This window comes from Hominifimenecus sp. rT4P-3 (genome assembly GCF_051055405.1).
Classification (GTDB): Bacteria; Bacillota; Clostridia; order Lachnospirales; family Lachnospiraceae; genus Pseudolachnospira.
The window spans coordinates 2,334,922-2,353,363 of sequence record NZ_CP167068.1 but is presented as its reverse complement, the minus strand read 5'-3'; the positions used below and the strand labels follow the sequence as shown (position 1 = coordinate 2,353,363).

The 18,442-nt window shown below is 44.3% G+C and carries 17 protein-coding genes; all 17 read left to right on the top strand.

The window, feature by feature from the left end; translation table 11 throughout:
* Window positions 1-51 precede the first annotated feature (51 nt).
* The 17 genes from ACCC71_RS10840 (at window position 52) to ACCC71_RS10760 (ending at window position 18,438) form a co-directional block, all read left to right on the top strand.
* Window positions 52-1,032: a glycosyltransferase family 2 protein gene (locus tag ACCC71_RS10840; RefSeq protein WP_434309641.1), complete on the top strand. Its 981-nt coding sequence runs from the start codon at window positions 52-54 to the stop codon at window positions 1,030-1,032.
* A gap of 15 nt (window positions 1,033-1,047) precedes the next feature.
* Window positions 1,048-2,352, top strand: coding sequence for a UDP-glucose dehydrogenase family protein (locus tag ACCC71_RS10835; RefSeq protein WP_434309640.1), 1,305 nt, complete (start codon window positions 1,048-1,050; stop codon window positions 2,350-2,352).
* A gap of 9 nt (window positions 2,353-2,361) precedes the next feature.
* A complete protein-coding gene (locus tag ACCC71_RS10830) occupies window positions 2,362-3,492 on the top strand; it encodes a glycosyltransferase (RefSeq protein ID WP_434309639.1) in 1,131 nt (376 codons plus the stop codon).
* Entirely contained in the window at window positions 3,482-4,495 is a 1,014-nt protein-coding gene (locus ACCC71_RS10825) for a glycosyltransferase family 2 protein (RefSeq protein WP_434309638.1), read from the top strand. The genes ACCC71_RS10830 and ACCC71_RS10825 overlap by 11 nt, the downstream gene beginning before the upstream one ends.
* Window positions 4,496-4,509: 14 nt before the next feature.
* Window positions 4,510-5,508 (top strand): Stealth CR1 domain-containing protein, encoded by a 999-nt coding sequence (locus tag ACCC71_RS10820; RefSeq protein ID WP_434309637.1) that lies wholly within the window; start codon window positions 4,510-4,512, stop codon window positions 5,506-5,508.
* On the top strand, window positions 5,505-6,614 hold the full coding sequence (locus ACCC71_RS10815) for a glycosyltransferase (protein WP_434309636.1): 1,110 nt from the start codon (window positions 5,505-5,507) through the stop codon (window positions 6,612-6,614). Before ACCC71_RS10820 ends, ACCC71_RS10815 begins: the two co-directional genes overlap by 4 nt.
* Window positions 6,611-7,525, top strand: coding sequence for a glycosyltransferase family 2 protein (locus tag ACCC71_RS10810; RefSeq protein WP_434309635.1), 915 nt, complete (start codon window positions 6,611-6,613; stop codon window positions 7,523-7,525). The genes ACCC71_RS10815 and ACCC71_RS10810 overlap by 4 nt, the downstream gene beginning before the upstream one ends.
* Window positions 7,526-7,527: 2 nt before the next feature.
* Window positions 7,528-8,976 carry an oligosaccharide flippase family protein gene (locus ACCC71_RS10805; RefSeq protein WP_434309634.1) on the top strand — a complete coding sequence of 483 codons (1,449 nt, stop codon included), beginning with the start codon at window positions 7,528-7,530 and terminating at the stop codon, window positions 8,974-8,976.
* Between the two features lie 84 nt (window positions 8,977-9,060).
* Window positions 9,061-9,945 carry a glucose-1-phosphate thymidylyltransferase RfbA gene (rfbA, locus tag ACCC71_RS10800; protein WP_434309633.1) on the top strand — a complete coding sequence of 295 codons (885 nt, stop codon included), beginning with the start codon at window positions 9,061-9,063 and terminating at the stop codon, window positions 9,943-9,945.
* An 18-nt stretch (window positions 9,946-9,963) separates the two neighbouring features.
* Window positions 9,964-10,986 (top strand): dTDP-glucose 4,6-dehydratase, encoded by a 1,023-nt coding sequence (gene rfbB / locus ACCC71_RS10795; RefSeq protein WP_434309632.1) that lies wholly within the window; start codon window positions 9,964-9,966, stop codon window positions 10,984-10,986.
* Window positions 10,987-12,810 carry a hypothetical protein gene (locus ACCC71_RS10790; RefSeq protein WP_434309631.1) on the top strand — a complete coding sequence of 608 codons (1,824 nt, stop codon included), beginning with the start codon at window positions 10,987-10,989 and terminating at the stop codon, window positions 12,808-12,810.
* 107 nt (window positions 12,811-12,917) lie between these two features.
* Window positions 12,918-14,054, top strand: coding sequence for a dTDP-4-amino-4,6-dideoxygalactose transaminase (gene rffA / locus ACCC71_RS10785; protein WP_434309630.1), 1,137 nt, complete (start codon window positions 12,918-12,920; stop codon window positions 14,052-14,054).
* Window positions 14,055-14,083: 29 nt separating this feature from the next.
* Window positions 14,084-14,830 carry an SDR family NAD(P)-dependent oxidoreductase gene (locus ACCC71_RS10780; RefSeq protein WP_434309629.1) on the top strand — a complete coding sequence of 249 codons (747 nt, stop codon included), beginning with the start codon at window positions 14,084-14,086 and terminating at the stop codon, window positions 14,828-14,830.
* A gap of 11 nt (window positions 14,831-14,841) precedes the next feature.
* Entirely contained in the window at window positions 14,842-15,675 is an 834-nt protein-coding gene (locus tag ACCC71_RS10775) for a transketolase (protein WP_434309628.1), read from the top strand.
* Window positions 15,672-16,637: a transketolase family protein gene (locus tag ACCC71_RS10770; RefSeq protein ID WP_434309627.1), complete on the top strand. Its 966-nt coding sequence runs from the start codon at window positions 15,672-15,674 to the stop codon at window positions 16,635-16,637. The genes ACCC71_RS10775 and ACCC71_RS10770 overlap by 4 nt, the downstream gene beginning before the upstream one ends.
* A 15-nt stretch (window positions 16,638-16,652) precedes the next feature.
* Window positions 16,653-16,892 (top strand): acyl carrier protein, encoded by a 240-nt coding sequence (locus ACCC71_RS10765; protein WP_434309626.1) that lies wholly within the window; start codon window positions 16,653-16,655, stop codon window positions 16,890-16,892.
* Window positions 16,893-17,019: 127 nt separating this feature from the next.
* Window positions 17,020-18,438 carry an AMP-binding protein gene (locus ACCC71_RS10760; RefSeq protein ID WP_434309625.1) on the top strand — a complete coding sequence of 473 codons (1,419 nt, stop codon included), beginning with the start codon at window positions 17,020-17,022 and terminating at the stop codon, window positions 18,436-18,438.
* The last annotated feature ends 4 nt before the right edge of the window (window positions 18,439-18,442 follow it).

Genomic DNA, 18,442 nt, shown 5'->3' with positions numbered 1-18,442 from the left:
GATATACTTAAAAGATAATATTTTCAGTTAACGAGAATGAAGGAGCGATCGATGAAATTAATCATACAGATCCCGTGCTACAATGAAGCGGAAACGCTGCGGATAGCGCTGGATGCTCTGCCGAAGAAAATCGAGGGGATCGATACCATCGAATATTTGATTATCAACGACGGCAGCAAGGATAATACGGTGGAAGTGGCGAAAGCCTGGGGTGTGAATTATGTCGTCAATTTCAAGACGAACAAGGGCCTTGCCAAAGGCTTTATGGCTGGATTGGACGCCTGCCTTCGGAATGGGGCGGATATCATTGTCAATACGGATGCGGACAACCAGTACTGCGGCGCGGACATCGAGAAGCTGGTGCGGCCGATTCTGGAAGGAAAATCGGATATTGTGATCGGCGAGCGGCCCATCGACGCGACGGAGCATTTTTCGCCGTTAAAGAAGAAGCTGCAGCATTTTGGAAGCTGGGTGGTGCGGAAGGCGTCGAAGACGAATATCCCCGACGCGCCCAGTGGATTTCGGGCCTACAGCAGAGAGGCGGCCATGCGGATGAATGTGGTAAACGAGTATACGTATACTTTGGAAACCATTGTTCAAGCAGGGCGGAATAAGATGGCGATCAGTTCCGTGCCGATTCGGACCAATGAGGAACTGCGGCCTTCCCGGCTGTTCAATAGCATGCTGGGATATGTGAAGAAGTCGATGCTGACGATCCTGCGGGCGCTTTTGATGTACCGGCCTTTGCTTTGCTTTACGACCATTGGCGGGATTTTGTTTCTGGGCGGTTTTGCCGTGGGAGTCCGTTTTTTGTATTATTGGTTCAGTGGAGACAGCGCCGGGCATGTGCAGTCGCTGATTTTAGCCAGCACGCTGATGCTGTCCGGAGTATCAACCTTCGTGGTGGGATTGCAGGCGGATATTATTGCGGCAAACCGGAAGCTTCTGGAGGATATTCAGTATCATGTGCGGAAGTTGGATTATGACGGGGCATGTGAGAGACAGGAGGAGCTGGCGGAGGAAGAAGACTGATTTTGGGGAGATAAAATGAAAATAGCGATAGCGGGGACAGGCTATGTCGGCTTGGTGACTGGGGTTTGTCTGGCGGAGCATGGACATACGGTGGTCTGTGTGGATGTGGATAAGGAAAAAGTAGAGCGGATGCGCCAGGGGATTTCCCCTATCTATGAAAAGGGCCTGGATGAGTTGATGAAGAAAAATCAGGACAGGCTTTCTTTTACAACGGATTTTTCTGGGGCTTATCGGGATGCGGAAGTGATTTTTATTGGCGTCGGAACCCCGGAAAAGCGGGATGGATCCGCCAACTTAAAATATGTTTACGAGGTGGCCGAGCAGATTGCCGCTTCGGTGGAACAAGACTGTGTGGTAGTGATCAAGTCTACCGTGCCCATTGGAACCAATGATAAGCTGGAAGTTTTTTTGAGGGAGCACTTGATTCATTCCGTGAATATTTTCGTGGCTTCCAATCCGGAGTTTTTGGCGCAGGGGACGGCGGTTCGAGATACGTTATATCCTTCGCGGATTGTGATTGGTACGGAGATGAAAGCCGTCGAAGAGGTTTTAATGCGAGTGTACGAAGGCTTTGATGCGCCAGTTTTAGTGACTAACCGGAAAAGCGCGGAGATGATCAAGTATGCGTCCAATGATTTTTTGGCTTTGAAGATTTCCTATATCAATGAGATTGCCAACCTTTGCGAGCTGGTGGGAGCGGATATCGAGGATGTAGCCGCTGGGATGGGCTACGATGAGCGGATTGGAAGCAAGTTTCTTCATGCGGGAATCGGCTATGGGGGGTCTTGTTTCCCGAAGGATACTAAGGCGCTGCACTGGCTGGCGAATTTTCATGATTATGAGATGAAAACTGTGAAGGCTGCGATCGAGGTGAATGACCATCAAAAACTGCGCCTAATCAAGAAGGCACGAAAATATTATAAAGAGTTAAAGGGATTGACGGTGGCAGTTCTGGGACTAACTTTTAAACCTGGTACGGATGACCTGCGGGAAGCGCCGTCGCTGGTGAATATTCCAATTTTGCTGGATGAAGAGTGCAGGATTCAGGCCTGGGATCCAGTGGGAGAAGAAAAGTTCCAGGAGAGGTTTCCGGAAGGGATTGAGTACTACGAAACGCCGGAAGAAGCCTTGGAGAAGGCAGACTTATGTTTGATCTTTACGGAGTGGAATGAAGTAAAGACGCTTTCTCCGCAGTGTTATCAAACGCATATGCGCCATCCGATTGTATTGGATGGAAGAAATTGTTATCGGCCGGAGATATTTCAAGGCACTGACGTGATTTACGATAGCGTGGGGCGTGGAGCCTGCGGAAAGGAATAGGGCAGTGGTATGAGATGGAAGAAGATCGTGATGATCGGCCCGGTATATCCTTTTAAAGGCGGAATTTCACATTATACCGGGATGATGTGCCGCGTCCTTCGGAAAAATCATGATGTTTCAATGGTTTCTTTTCGAATGCAGTATCCGAAATTCCTTTTTAAAAAAGAGCAAAAGGATTTTAGCAATGACCAATTTAAAATTGAGGATACAAAGTTTTGGCTGAATACGGCAAACCCGTTTAATATTTGGAAAACCGCGAGAAAAGTACGAAAAGAATCTCCGGAGCTGGTGATTATCCAGTGGTGGCACCCGTATTTTGCTCCTTGCGATTGGCTGTTATGTAGGCTGTTAGGGAAGAGCAAGATTTTATTTGTTTGTCATAATGTATTTCCCCATGAGCGCTTCCCTTTCGATCGTTGGCTGACAAAAAGAGTTTTGCGGCGGGGAGATTATTTTTTGGTTCATTCCCAGTTGGACGAAAAAAATTTAAAAGAAATTTGTCCGAATGCGTTTGTCCAAAGAGTGGTGCTGCCTACCTTTCAAGCATTTCGAATGCAAGGGATTTCAAAAGAATCTGCCAGAAAAGCTTTGCATATTGGCGAGACGGAACACATCCTGCTGTTTTTTGGTTTTGTTCGGCCTTATAAAGGGTTAAAATATTTATTGCAGGCTATGCCGGAAATTGTGAACCAGGTTGAAGGAACCAGACTTTTTGTAGTTGGGGATTTTGGCGGAGATAAAGGAGACTATGAGAGGCTGGTCTGTGAGAAATCTTTGGATTCCTGTGTGAAAATTGTGGATGGTTATATTCCGGATCAAGAAGTAGAGTTGTATTTTTCTGCCTGTGATCTGGTGGTTCTTCCCTATGAATCGGCTACCCAGAGCGGGATTATCCAGATTGCCTATGGCTTTCAAAAGCCAGTGGTTGCCACAAGAGTAGGTGGGCTTCCGGAGGTGATAACAGAGGGAAAAACGGGTTTTTTAGCAGAGCCGAAAGATCCTGCATCATTGGCGGAGTCTGTGATTCGCTTTTTTGAGTCAGAAGATACAGTCAATTGGAAGGAAAATATAAGACAGGAAGAGAAAAAATATTCCTGGGAGAGGTTGGAAGAGGCGGTGGAGGCTTTTTATGGAGAGTGAAGCGCAAGACGCGGATGTAGAATTGATTTCCGTCATTATGCCGGTGTATAATCTGGATGCGTATCTAAAGCGCGCGATAGAAAGTGTCCTATGTCAAACGTATCCTAACTGGGAATTGATTTTGATAGATGACGGATCAGTTGACCAGTCGGGCGTAATTTGTGATGAGTATTCCCAAAACGATTCCAGGATTCGGGTATTTCATCAGGAGAATCATGGCGCTGCCGTTGCCAGAAACCGAGGTGTACAGGAATCCTCTGGGGAATATATTGCATTTGTCGACGGAGACGACTGGATTTCGGCTGATTACCTGGACTTCCTCCTTCACCTGCTGAAGCAGACCAATGCCCGGATGGCGGCTTGCGGCTATCAGAAAGTATTTTCACCGGAGGACAGGGGCTCTTTTGAAGAAGAGGGGCAGATTTGTACTTTTTGCGCGGAGGAAGCACTGCATTCTATGTTATACCGGAAGGTGATGACAAATTTTCCTTGTGTGAAATTGTTGGAGAGACAGATTGTTGTGGAAAATCCTTTTCCGGAAGGCCGGCTGTACGAAGATTTGGCTGTGGTATATCGTTGGTATGCCTGCGGGACCGTGGCCTATCATCCTGCCCGGAAGTATTTTTATTTGCAGAGACCCGGAAGCAGCATGCACTCTCACTTTGAAGCCCGGAAGTGGGATTTGATTGAGATATCCGAGGAGATACAAGAATTTATAAGGGAACATTACCCGGAGCTGCAAAAGGCGGCAGATTCCAGAATGTTTGTTTCTTGTCTGCAGATTTTGCGTCTTTTGCCCTATGGAAAGGCGTACCGGGAGAAGCGTCGGGAGTTGGGCGGACGGATTCGCCGGCTGCGGTGGGAAATTTGGAAGGATAAAGAAAACAAAATGGAAACGCGGCTGATGGCGTTGGCTTCTTTTGGAGGAGTACATTTGTTGGCCCTATTTGGCCGGCTTTATGACTGGCGGATCCGCCGGTTTCATATTCATCAAAAATACTAGGTGGCAGAGAGACGATGGAGAACAAAATTGATTTTGTTATTTTGTGGGTGGATGGGGCGGATCCAGCCTGGAAAAAAGAGAAGGAACAATATGCAGTAGAGGACGGCTCGGATGTGGGAGCCGCCCGTTACCGGGAATGGGGAAACCTTCAGTTTTGGTTTCGGGGGGTAGAACAGTTTGCTCCTTGGGTGAACCGAATCCATTTTGTGACCTGGGGACATATCCCTCCCTGGCTGAACACAGAGCATCCCAAACTCCACATTGTGAATCATCGAGATTTCATACCGGCGGAATACCTTCCCACCTTTAATACCAATCCGATTGAGTTGAATATCCATCGGATCGCTGGATTGAGCGAGAAATTTGTGTATTTTAATGATGATATGTTTTTGATTGACACGGTAAAGCCAGACGATTTTTTCGACGGAGAGCTTCCACGGGACCGCTTTTTGATGGAAGCGATTTTACCGGAGAAGGATAAAATCAAGTCTATTATTTTTAATGATGTAAAAATTATCAACGCGCATTTTTGCAAGCGTGATACATTGAAGCAGTATCGCAGGAAAATTTATACATGGAAGAATGGGGCGGACGGTATACGCAATTTTCTTTTACGTCCATGGAAAAAATTCACAGGATTTCACGACGATCATCTTCCCCTGGCATTCCGAAAAGATACTTTTGAGCAGATCTGGAAGCGGGAACCGGAGATTTTGCATAAAACCTGCCTGAGAAAGTTTCGGAATGAGAGAGACGTCAGCGCCTGGCTGATGCGGTATTGGGCTTTGGCGTCCGGTGCGTTTTCACCGAAATCTTTACAAGGGGTCTACGATAATATCTGTGCCGATGACTGGAGAGCTCCGAAGATCATTCGTAAGCAATCCTGTAAAATGATTTGCTGCAATGATGTGGGGGAATGTCCGGATTTTGAGCAGAGAAAGAGAAGTTTAATTCAAGCGTTTGAACAGATTTTGCCGGAGCGGTCAGAATACGAAAAGCAGGAGATTGGATGAGAGAAATAAGGCGTATCTTAATTGTAGGATTGACGAGTAATCCGGGCGGGATGGAAACCTTTATCATGAATATTTACCGCCGTTTTGATAAAACCAAGTATCAGTTTGATTTTCTGACGACGGATGCCACTATGGCTTTTTCAGAAGAGGCCGAGGAGCTTGGCGGAAGGATTTTTTTTGCGCCACAGAAAAGAAAGGGAGTTGCTGCCTACCGGGCTTATCTGGAAACGCTGTTTACGGAAAACCATTTTCTGGCGGTTTGCTATCAGCGATGCCGCAGATTGACGGATCTAAGTGTGTTTGCGATTGCAAAGGCAAAGGGCGTTCCCATCCGTGTTCTGCACTCCCACAGTACAAAGATTTTAAATCCATCTTTTTCCTATCGTGTCCTCTCGGCGTTGGCCTTCCCCAGGCTTTCTCACTACATCAATTATTTTTTCGCCTGTTCTCCTGATGCGGGACGATGGATGTTTGGAAATCGTCCTTTTACTGTCATACCAAATTGCATAGAAACGGAACGTTTTACGCCAAATTCAGAACGAAGGAAACAAATTAGAAATCGTCTGCATGCGGAGGGAAAAGTAGTGCTGGGAACAGTCGGTAGACTTTCTGATGTGAAAAACCCGCTGTATTTGTTGGAAATTGCCTGTGAATTAAAAAAGCGGGCGTTCCCGTTTGTGTTCTGGCATGTTGGCGAGGGGGAGCTCTATTCAAAAATGTCGGAGCTGATTAACGAGAGGGGATTGAAGCAGGATTTTTTGCTGTTGGGCAGCCAGAAAGATATTCCAACCTATATGGATGGAATGGATCTTTTCCTTTTACCTTCCCTTTATGAGGGATTTCCGATGGTTCTGATGGAAGCCCAAGCGTCGGGGCTACCCTGTCTGGTATCGGAAGCGGTTACTAGGGATGCGAACCTAAGCGGAGAGCTCCACTTTCTGCCTTTGACAGACGGCGTTTCTACTTGGGCGGACGCCATTGAAAGCACAGTTGTTCCAAGCGTGAGGCAGGGATATGCGGAGCTTCTCCGAGAAAAAGGGTACGATCTGGGCAGGCTGGTGGAGCGGATGGAAGCTTTTTTGGATCAAATTGAGGAAGAAGAATGAACGAGAGCAGAATACTTGCAGTGGTTGTAACCTATAACCGAAAACAGCTTTTAAAGGAGTGTCTGGAAAGCTTAGAGCGACAGACTATGGCCTGCGATATTTTAGTTGTGGACAATGCCAGCACGGACGGGACTGGAGAATGGCTGAAGAATGAGCGGGGAGACCGCGTCCAGTATTACAATACAGGCTCAAATCTTGGGGGAGCAGGCGGATTTTCTAAAGGGATGAGGGAAGGCGTGCGAAGAGGATATTCTTATCTGTGGATGATGGATGATGATACGATACCGAAATCGGACGCTTTAGAGCAGATTTGGAAGACATCGGATTTGCTTTCCGGAAACTATGGTTTTCTCAGCAGTTTTGTCCGCTGGACGGATGGGAGTCCCTGCGAAATGAATGTACCGGGAGTCAGTAAGAAGTGGCGGGAAGATATTGATCGGCTGCCCTTGGGAATGCTGCGAGTGGAATATGCGTCTTTTGTTTCCCTTTTTCTTCCGGCATCTGTGATCAGGGAGGTTGGCCTTCCAATCCGGCAATTTTTTATCTGGGCGGATGACATGGAATATTCCTTGCGAATTTCCCGAAGATATCCTTGTTATTTTGTCCAGGGAAGCCAGGTTGTCCACAAAATGAAAACCAATGCTGCGACGGATATTATTCAGGATGAATCCGATCGTTTGGACCGGTATTGCCTTTTGTTCCGTAACCGTCTTTATGTGGAACGAAAAAAAGGGAAAGGCGCGGCAATTCTCTATTTTGTGTATGGGGTAAAGACTGTCTTTCGGATTCTCGCCCATTCGCAAAAAAATAAAGGGAAGAAATGCCGCTATGTGATGAGTGGTCTTTGGAAGGGTATTTGGTTTCATCCGGAGATCGAGTTTTGTGAGGAAACAGATGTGAATCAGGAGTAGAGATGGAAAAAACTAGATCGGTCACATTTAATTTTGTTATGAATTGCATTTTAACGGTTTCCTCGATGATTTTTCCGCTGCTATCGTTCCCGTATGTTTCGCGTGTGCTGCAGCCGGCGGGGACTGGAAAGGTTTCTTTTGCTGTTTCCGTGGTATCCTATTTTTCCATGGCGGCTATGCTGGGAGTACCGACCTATGGTATCCGTGCATGCGCTAGAGTTCGCGATGATAAGAAAGAGCTTTCACGAACGGTTCAGGAAATTTTATGTCTGAATATTTTGATGGGAATTTTGGCATATGCCGTGTTTTTTCTTTCGCTTATTTTTGTGGAACGTTTCCAGATGGAGCGTAACCTGTTTCTGGTGGTAGGATTGACTATTGGTTTCAATGTGATCGGCGTAGAGTGGATGTACAAAGGGCTGGAACAGTATACGTATATCACAGTACGATCGTTAATTTTTAAAGCGGCAGCCCTGATTTTTATGTTTTTTATGATTCGCAAGCCAGAGGACTATGTGATCTATGGCGGCCTGACGATTTTCGCCAGTGTGGGATCAAATTTGCTGAACTTTCTGCGTTTAAGAAAATACATCTTTCTGCGCCCTCAAAAACCACTTTGTCTCCGGCGCCATCTTCGGCCCGTCGCAGTCTTTTTTGCTATGTCGGTGGCCACCACTGTTTATACAAATTTGGATACGGTTATGTTGGGATTTATGAAGAATGATGCGGAAGTAGGTCTTTATAATGCGGCGGTCAAGATCAAATCAGTGTTGGTCAGTGTGGTAACGTCCTTGGGAGCTGTTTTGCTTCCAAGAGTATCTTACTATGTGCAGCGAGGATTTCAGGAGGAGTTTGAGCGCGTAACGAAAAAAGCGCTGGAGTTTGTTGTGCTGATTGGATTTCCGGTTGCGGTCTATTTTATTCTTTTTGCGGAAAGCGGAATTTTGCTGCTGTCCGGTCCTGCTTACCAGGGGGCGGTTCCTGCGATGCAGATGATTATGCCTACGGTATTTTTTATCGGCCTGACAAATATTATCGGATTGCAGGTGCTGGTACCACTAGGACGAGAAAAAATTGTGTTTTATTCTGAGTGCGCCGGGGCGGTGGTAGATGTGATTCTCAATGCTGTTTTGATTCCTAAAATGGGGGCGGCCGGGGCGGCGGCCGGAACCCTGGCGGCGGAGATGGCGGTCTTTGCCGTGCAGTTTTGCTGTGTTGGGGGAGACGTGCGGAGGATTTTTTTGCGGCTTCCATGGAGGAAGATCTTTGCGGCTTCTGTTTTAGCTGCCGGGCTTTCTTATCTGACAGTAATTTGTTTCAAAAATAATTTAGTGATTCTTTTGGGGTCGGCAGTAGTTTTTTGGGGATGCTATATGGGATGTTTAGGGCTTTGGGGGGAACCATTGTTGAAGGAGATGGTTTTGAGAGTGAAAAATAGATTGGGGCGGTAAAGTCTGGTGAAAAACGTTTTAATTGAATTTATATACCCTTTGTGTTATACTGAAAAACAATAGGTTACCAAGGAGGAACTTGATGTGAAAGGAATCATTTTGGCCGGGGGCGCGGGAACTCGTTTATACCCGTTGACACTGGTAACATCAAAGCAGTTATTACCAGTTTATGATAAGCCGATGGTTTATTATCCGTTATCTACGCTGATGTTAGCGGGGATACGGGATATTTTGTTGATCTCTACACCAGAAGATCTGCCTAATTTTGAGCGGCTATTGGGAGATGGGAGTCAGTATGGGGTTCAGCTTTCTTACGCAGTGCAGCCCAAGCCGGATGGATTGGCACAGGCTTTTATCATAGGCGAGAAATTTATCGGGCAGGAGCCTTGTGCGATGATTTTGGGCGATAATATTTTTTATGGAAGTGGTTTCCGGAAGCTGCTGAAGGAAGCCGTTAGCTTTGCAAAAATGGGGGTAGCTACCGTGTTCGGATACTATGTCAATGATCCGGAACGTTTTGGAATAGTAGAATTTGATTCTAAGGGAAATGCTGTATCAATAGAAGAAAAACCAGAACATCCAAAGTCAAACTATTGTATCACTGGGCTTTATTTTTATGATTCTCATGTGGTGGAAATGGCCAAAAAATTGAAACCGTCTTTAAGAGGGGAGCTAGAAATTACCGATTTAAACCGCATGTATTTGGAACAGATGAAGCTGAAAGTTCAAATTTTAGGAAGAGGATTTGCTTGGCTGGATACAGGAACGATGGATAGTTTGGCAGAGGCTACAGATTTTGTCCGAATGATACAGGAACGGCAGGGTATAGAAATCTCGGCACCCGAAGAGATCGCTTATATTAATCAATGGATTAGTGAAAAACAGCTGGCAGAAGCGGCAGAGCGGTATGGAAAATCACCCTATGGGCTCCATTTAAAAAGGGTGGCTGAGGGAAAAATTTTATATTAATTTTTAAGAGGGGTTGTTATGAAGATACTTGTTACAGGGGGAGCGGGGTTTATTGGGGGAAACTTCGTTCATTATATGGTGGAAAAGTATCCGGAGGATGAGATTGTCAATCTGGATTTATTGACTTATGCGGGGAATTTGGAAACCTTAAAACCAGTGGAAGGGCGTTCTAATTACCATTTTGTACGAGGCGATATTTCTGACCGTCCATTTATCATGGAGCTTTTTGAGAAAGAAGGATTTGATATTGTCGTAAATTTTGCAGCGGAAAGCCATGTGGATCGATCGATTGAAGAGCCAGAAGCTTTTGTGAAAACAAATGTGCTTGGGACGCAGGTCCTTTTAGATGCTTCTAGAAAATATGGTGTGAAACGTTATCACCAGGTGTCCACGGATGAGGTATATGGAGATTTGCCGTTGGATCGCCCTGATTTGTTTTTTACAGAAGAAACACCGCTTCACACATCCAGCCCATACAGCAGCTCTAAGGCCAGCGCAGATTTATTTGTTTTAGCATATTATCGGACTTATGGATTACCGGTGACGATTTCCCGTTGTTCGAATAATTATGGCCCGTATCATTTCCCTGAAAAGTTGATACCGTTGATCATCAGCCGAGCCTTGGCAGACGAGGAATTACCAGTCTATGGAAAAGGAGAGAATATCCGGGATTGGCTATATGTGTCGGATCATTGCGAAGCGATTGATTTGATTATCCGAAAGGGACGAGTAGGGGAAGTGTATAATGTCGGCGGACATAATGAGAGGACAAACTTGCAGGTGGTAAAGACCATTTTGGCTATTTTAGAAAAACCGGAAAGTTTAATTCGATTTGTGGCAGACCGTCCGGGCCATGACCGCAGGTATGCGATTAATCCGGAAAAATTGGAGCGGGAGTTAGGATGGAAGCCTAAATATACGTTTGAATTGGGGATTCGGCAGACGATCCGATGGTATTTGGAACATAAAGAGTGGTGGCAACATATTTTGTCCGGCGAATATGAACAGTATTTTGAGAAAATGTATGGAAATCGAATGTAGATGAGGATTGGAGCGATTTTGGAAAAAAACAATCAAAAAAGCCGGAGCGTTTTTTGGGGGACAGGATCTCGGAATTTGCGATTTGCTTTTGTCCTTAATCTGATTGTTTTGGGGTTGGCCGTTAGTTTTGGGCAAATAAAGTACGAAGTATCAGATGATTTTATTATGGCGGGAATTTTGTCCGGAGCATTTGGTACGGAGCCAGATCCTCATATGCTTTTTATTAATGTGATCTGGGGATATATGCTCCTGCCTTTTTACCATTTATTTCCTGAAATAAGTTGGTATTTGATTTTTCAGCTGCTGCTGTGTTTTTTTTCGTTAACGGCCCTTGTTTTTTTTGTCTTGCAGAGAGCCGGAAAAACTTATGCTATTACCCTGTCTGCTCTTTTGATCGTGGGATTTTCCAATGACTTATATTTGGTTGTGCAGTTTACGAAGACGGCTATGATAGCAGTTATGTCCGGAAGTCTTTTATTTTTATCTGGTTTTTTTAACGCCGATAGAAAAAAATGGAGTTGTATCCTTTTGGGTGGCGCTCTCGTCGTTTTAGGCAGTTTAGTCCGATTCGATGTAATTGGTATTGCCGGGCTGTTTTTGACGGGGATTCTTGTTTTTGAATTTGTTCAATTGAAAAAGCGGAGTGAGGATACAAAGGCATGGATTAAAAGTTGCCTACCGGTCGTTTTTGGCGGAGTAATATTGATCGGAATTGTGTTTGCGGCGAAGGGGTATGATAGTTGGGTTTATAGCAATGATGAAGAATATCGATATTTTCGGGCGTACAGTCAAGCCCGTTCTTTTGTCGTGGACAGTGCCAGCAGCGGATATGAGTCTATGGAGTCGGAGTTTCTTGCGGCCGGTATTTCGAAAAATGATTATCAGATGATGAGAAAATGGAATTTTGCGGATCCCGATTATTTTACCCTGGAGAGAATGCAAGAGGCCGGTTCTATTATTGCGGAGGATGAACAGGCAGGAAGCAGAACTGTTTTGGATATATGTAAGAGACTGTGGGGGCGGCAATTTTGGGGGTATCCTGCGTTCTGGGCGTGCTTTTGCTTGTTTGGCGTGGCCGTTTTTTGGGGAAAGCACTTGTGGCCTTTTGTCATTGGAAGCGGTGTTCTTGGGATTTTTTATATGATCTATTTTGTTCTTAGGGGTCATGTAGTTTATCGCGTCGAGTATTCTGTTTTTCTTTCCGTATTTTTGGCCGCATTATATTTTTTCGATGAGGCTCATTGGAAACCTTCTTTGCGTCGGGAATACGTAAAAAAATGGGTGTTTCGAGTTTTAGGAGCGGTTTTGGCGGGGATACAAGTTTGTATGTATATTCCGGACTGCCCGCCGGCGGGTATTTCTTCGGAAGAGAGAAAAACTTTTGTAGAAGATGTCTTCTATGAGTCTTGGAGGTTTGACGGAAGACGGTATCGCCGCCAGGTGAAGATAGAAGATGGAAATGCTGCGCTTCTCCAAGAAGTAAAAGAACACCCGAATAACTTTTATTTTTTTGATTTTTCGACGACAATACAAACGTTATATCTGGATTATGACCCATTGATTCGTTTACCGGTTGGGTTTTACCATAATTCCCTCTATCTAGGAGGAATCATGACGGCTTTGCCGAGCACAATTACACTGTTGAATAAAAATGGATTGGAAAATCCTTTGAAGAGTTTGGTTAAAGAAAATGTATATCTGGTGGATAATTTGAGCATAGAGGATAAGCTTCAATATCTGCAGGAACATTATTATCCGGAAGCACGAGCCGAATTGTGTTCTGTGAAGGGGGGATACCAGATATGGAAATTTTATGTGAGTTAGAATATGCGGAAAGATAATGTTGATTAACTAATCGAACAAAATTTAGTTTGCTAGATACTTTCTTGTTTTAGTATAAAATTTGATTTTAAATTTTAGGAGGTTATGTGATGATTAACTTTAATGTACCGCCTTATGTTGGTACAGAACTTAATTTTATTTCGGAGGCAATAGAAAATCATAAGATTTGTGGTGATGGGATTTTTACAAAAAAGTGTAATGAGTGGTTGGAGAAAAAATTTGATGGGCAGAAAGTATTATTAACTACTAGTGGTACAACGGCCCTGGAGATGGCGGCTCTTTTATGCCAGTTGCATAGAGGAGACGAAGTTATTTTGCCGAGTTATACGTTTTCATCGACTGCGACTGCATTTGTTTTGGCAGGCGCTAAGTTAGTATTTGTTGATATTCGGCCTGATACGATGAATATAGATGAATGCAAAATTGAGGAGGCTATTACAGAGAAAACAAAAGTAATATGTGCAGTTCATTATGCAGGTGTAAGTTGTGATATGGATCGCATAATGGAGATTGCTAGACGACATAATCTTATGGTTGTAGAAGATGCTGCTCAAGGTGTTATGAGTACATATAAAGGAAAAGCACTAGGTACGATTGGGGATTTTGGTTGCTATTCTTTTCATGAAACTAAGAATTATTCAATGGGGGAAGGTGGGGCTATTGTAATTAATAATCCCATCTACAATGAACGCGCGGAAGTACTTCGGGAAAAAGGAACGAATAGAGCGCAATTTTTTAGAGGTCAAGTAGCAAAATATAATTGGGTTGATTATGGGAGCAGTTATTTGCCGAGTGATTTGAATGCAGCATATCTATGGGCACAGCTTCAAGTTGCAGATGAAATAAATGAGAATAGACTGGCTATTTGGAATACGTATTATGAAGCATTTCTGCCACTTCAGGATAAAGGCATCGTTGAATTGCCTAAAATTCCTGAGGAATGTAAACACAATGCTCATATGTTTTATTTGAAATTTAAAAATCTTGAAGTTAGAACGGAATACATTAATTATATGAAAGAAAATGGTATCTCGTGCGCCTTCCATTATGTACCGTTACATAGCGCGCCAGCTGGAATTAAATTTGGTCAGTTTTACGGTGAGGATATATATACCACTAGGGAAAGCAATCGATTGGTACGTTTACCTATGTATTATAAAATGAAAAAGGACGATATTTTGTCGGTGATTGATTTTACTAATAAATTTGGAAATAAATTAGTTTAGAGTTGAAATTTTCGTGAAAGGGATCTGTTATGGAAGGCAATCATAAAAATGCGGTGATAACGGGGGCCAGCCGCGGGATTGGTAAGGCGATTGTGGAGAAATTTGCATCGGAAGGCGTCAATGTATGGGCTTGTGCGAGCAGGCGGAATGAAGCGATGGAACAAGAATGGAAACACTTGGCGGAAACGTATTCCGTGTGGATACGGCCGGTTTATTTCAATCTGGAACAGGAAGAGGAAATTGCCCAAGCGGTGAAGCGGATTCGTTCCGATAAAGAAACGGTGGATATTTTAGTCAACTGTGCCGGAGTTCCGTATGGCGGCTTGGCGCAGATGACGCCGTTATCGGATTTGCGGCGAGTGATGGAAATTAATTTTATTGCTCAGATCAGCCTGATTCAAAAAATTTCCAAACTGATGATGCGCCAAAAGAACGGAAATATCATTAATATTGGTTCTGTAGGGGGAATCGAGGCCAGGGAAGGGTATTTGGCTTATGGAGCCAGCAAAGCAGCATTTTTGTGGTCTACCCGGTTGCTGTCGAAGGAATTGGCTCGCTATGGTATCCGGGTAAACGCTGTGGCGCCTGGATTAATTGAGACAGATATGGGAAATTATAAGACAGAAGAGGAAAAGAATAAGGTTTTGAGCGGAATCAGTATGCAGCGGATGGGAATTCCGGAGGAAGTAGCCTGTGCCGTATGGTTCCTAGCCTCGGAAGAGTCTTCATTTATTACGGGGAGTACTCTAAACGTAGATGGTGGGCGTTTGATGTAGGAGGAAGGTAAATGAAATTAAAGGAACATTCTCTGAATGAATTACAATTGATGTCTGCCAGAGTTCGGCGATCTGTTGTGGAGATGGCGCATGACGCGGGAAAAGCGGGAGCTCATTTAGGCGGCAGTCTATCTTGTGTGGAAATTTTGACAGCGCTGTATGGGAGCGTATTTCATTTTGATACGGAAAATCCTTTGGATTCGGAACGGGATCGTTTTTTAACTGGAAAAGCCCATTGTATATTGGCTCAGTATTCCGTTATGCAGGAGGTTGGTATTATTACGGAAGAGGAGAAGAGGACTTTTCGTCAGGACGGGGGGCTGCTGATGGGATATCCCAAGGTTCCAAGAATTGGTTTGGAATATTCGGGAGGTACGCTGGGAATGCCGCTTTCTGTCGGTGTGGGAATGGCTTTGGATGCCAAGCAAAAAGGCAGGAAAAATAAAGTTTATGTTTTAATCGGCGATGGAGAATGCAACGAGGGAATCATTTGGGAGGCTGTGATGACAGCGACAAAATATCGACTGAGTAATTTGATCATTGTTGTGGATCGGAATCGTCTTCAACTGTCTGGTACGACGGAGGATGTGATGGACTTGGGAGATCTTGGCGCAAAGTTTCAGGCATTTGGCTGTTATGTACAGAATGTAGATGGACATAGTATCGAGGCTTTGCAGCAAGCCTACCGGCAGGTATCCCAGGAACAAGTGAATGTGGTGGTAGCCCACACCGTAAAGGGAAAGGGAATTTCTTTTGTAGAAGATCATGTGGAGTGGCATCAGAATCAGCTTTCCGATGATTTGTATCAGAAAGCGATAGCGGAACTGGAGGGGAAGGCAGAATGAAAATCAGGGCAAATGCTTGGTCAAAGTTAGGACAGAATGCCACTTTTGGCGGTATCGGCATGATGGAAGTTGTCCAGGAAAACCCGAATGTGAAGTTTATTACGGCGGATGTCAGCACTCTGTTGGGACTGAAACGTTTCAAAACAATGTATCCCGACAATTATATCGATGTCGGAATCGCAGAACAAAATATGGTTACGGTGGCTGCAGGACTGGCATTGGAGGGTAATCAGGTATTTGTATCAACCTATGCCTCTTTTGTGGCGATGAGGGGATTGGAGCAGATTCGCCACAATTTAGGCTATTTAAAGTGCGACGTTAAAATTGTAGGAATGTCTGCAGGTGCATGTACAGGAAAGAGTGGGATTTCCCATTGGGCTACGGAAGATATCGCTTGTATGAGAGCGATTCCAAATATGATTGTGATGTCGCCAGCAGATTGCGGTGAAGTGGTAAAGATGACGGTGGCTGCTGCAAAGGTCAATCAGCCGGTTTATATCCGGCTTTGTGGAAATTTGAATGTTCCAATTGTCTATTCCGAAGACTATGATTTTCAGATCGGCAAGGGTATTTGGATGAAGAAGGGCCGGGATGTGGCAATTTTGGCTACTGGATTGATGGTGAAGGAAGCATTAGAGGCAGCAGAAATTCTAGAACAAAAAGGAATTTCCTGCGCGGTAATTAACCTGCATACAATTAAGCCTCTTGATGAACAGCTATTGGATGAGGTTTATGCAAACTACCAGCTGATTGTTACCATTGAAGAGCATAGTACGATTGGCGGCCTAGGGAGCGCTGTGGCGGAGCACAAGGCAAGGAAGAAAAATACTCCTCGACAGGTCTTTTTAGGGATTACGGATCGATACATGGAGACCGGAGCGCGGGATTTTATCATGAAACAATATGGGTTGACGGGAGCTCAAATTGCTGTTAGTATAGAAAAAGAAATTTTACAATCATAGAAAAAGGAGAATGAGATGTCAAACTTAGAAAAGTACCAAAATGCCTTTAAAGAAGGGCTGGAAATTGAAGTGGAAAATTTGGAAGGGTTAGTTTATGAGGAAATCCCGGAATGGGATTCTGTCGGACATATGAGTTTGATTGCGAGCTTGGAAGACGCCTTTGATATTATGATGGAAACGGATGATATTATTGATTTTAGCTCCTATCAAAAAGGAATTGAAATTATGAAGAAATATGGCGTGGAGCTAGCATAGATTTTGCATTCATCATATTTTGAACGATTAGCAAAAAAGGTGAGTTTTTCCAGATGGCCCAGAGCAGAGAATTTTCTGTCCTGGGCTATTCAGGCAGAATTGGATAGGATGAAGCGGGGGATGAGAAATGTCAAATTTATTTCAAGATTTTGGGGCGCGTCCGGCAGCCATAGACGAATATGGAAACTCTTTAACGTATCAGCAGCTATTTCGATTTGCTGATGAATTTCAACGGCATATTAGAAAGAGAAGTCTGATCTTTTCCCTATGCACCAACCAACTTGGCTCTGTTGCAGGGTATGTGGCCTGTCAGAAATTCGATCTGGTGCCATTGCTGTTGGCAGATAAGCTTGACAAAGAACTGCTGGATTATTTGATTGCCACCTACCGGCCAGACTATATTTGGGCACCACAGGGACATGCTTTTGAAAATCATTCCTATAAAAAAATATGGGAATCTTTGGATTACATTTTGTATGATACAGGACTGCGTTCTTATCCAATGGCGGATGAACTTGCTCTTTTATTGACGACATCTGGAAGCACAGGAAGCCCGAAACTGGTTCGTCAAAGTTATAAAAATTTACTTTCCAATACAAAATCAATCGTGCAGTATCTGGAATTGGATGATACGGAACGTCCCATCACTACGTTGCCGATGAACTATACATATGGACTATCCATCATAAATTCTCATCTGTATGTGGGGGCTACGATTTTACTGACGGATAAGAATCTGATGCAAAGAGAATTTTGGGATTTCTTTAAAAGTGCGGGCGCAACATCTTTTGGAGGGGTTCCCTATACTTATGAGATGTTATATAAGCTTCGTTTTTTCCGTATGGAGCTCCCTACTTTGCGTTATATGACTCAGGCGGGCGGAAAACTTATGCCGGATCTGCATAAATTGTTTGCGGAATATGCGAAAGAACGAGGGAAAAAGTTTATCGTTATGTATGGGCAGACAGAGGCTACGGCCCGCATGTCTTATCTCCCTTACCATAAATCTTTGGAAAAGTACGGGAGTATGGGAATTGCCATTCCCGGAGGGACTTTTGAGTTGATTGATGTGGATGGCAATCTGATCCAACAGCCCCATATGACTGGCGAATTGGTGTATAAAGGGGAAAATGTGACGTTAGGATACGCCGAGTGTGGGGAAGACCTGATTAAAGGTGATGAGCGCCATGGCGTATTGGTGACCGGGGATATGGCTCAGGTGGATGAAGATGGATACTACTATATTGTGGGAAGAAAAAAACGGTTTTTAAAAATTTTTGGCAACAGAGTCAATTTAGATGAAGCAGAACGGCTTTTGAAGGCCAAGTATCCGTCTTTAGATTGCGCCTGTGCAGGCGTGGATGATCAAATGTTTGTTTTTATTACGGATCCTAGTTTTCAGTATGATGCGAAGAAATTCATAGCGGAAAAAACGGGGTTGAATAGCAGTGCATTTACGATCTTTGTGATACCAGAAATACCGAAAAGTGATTCGGGAAAGACCCTGTATCAAGAATTAAATGCTCTGGCGGAAAGGAAAATGTGAAGAG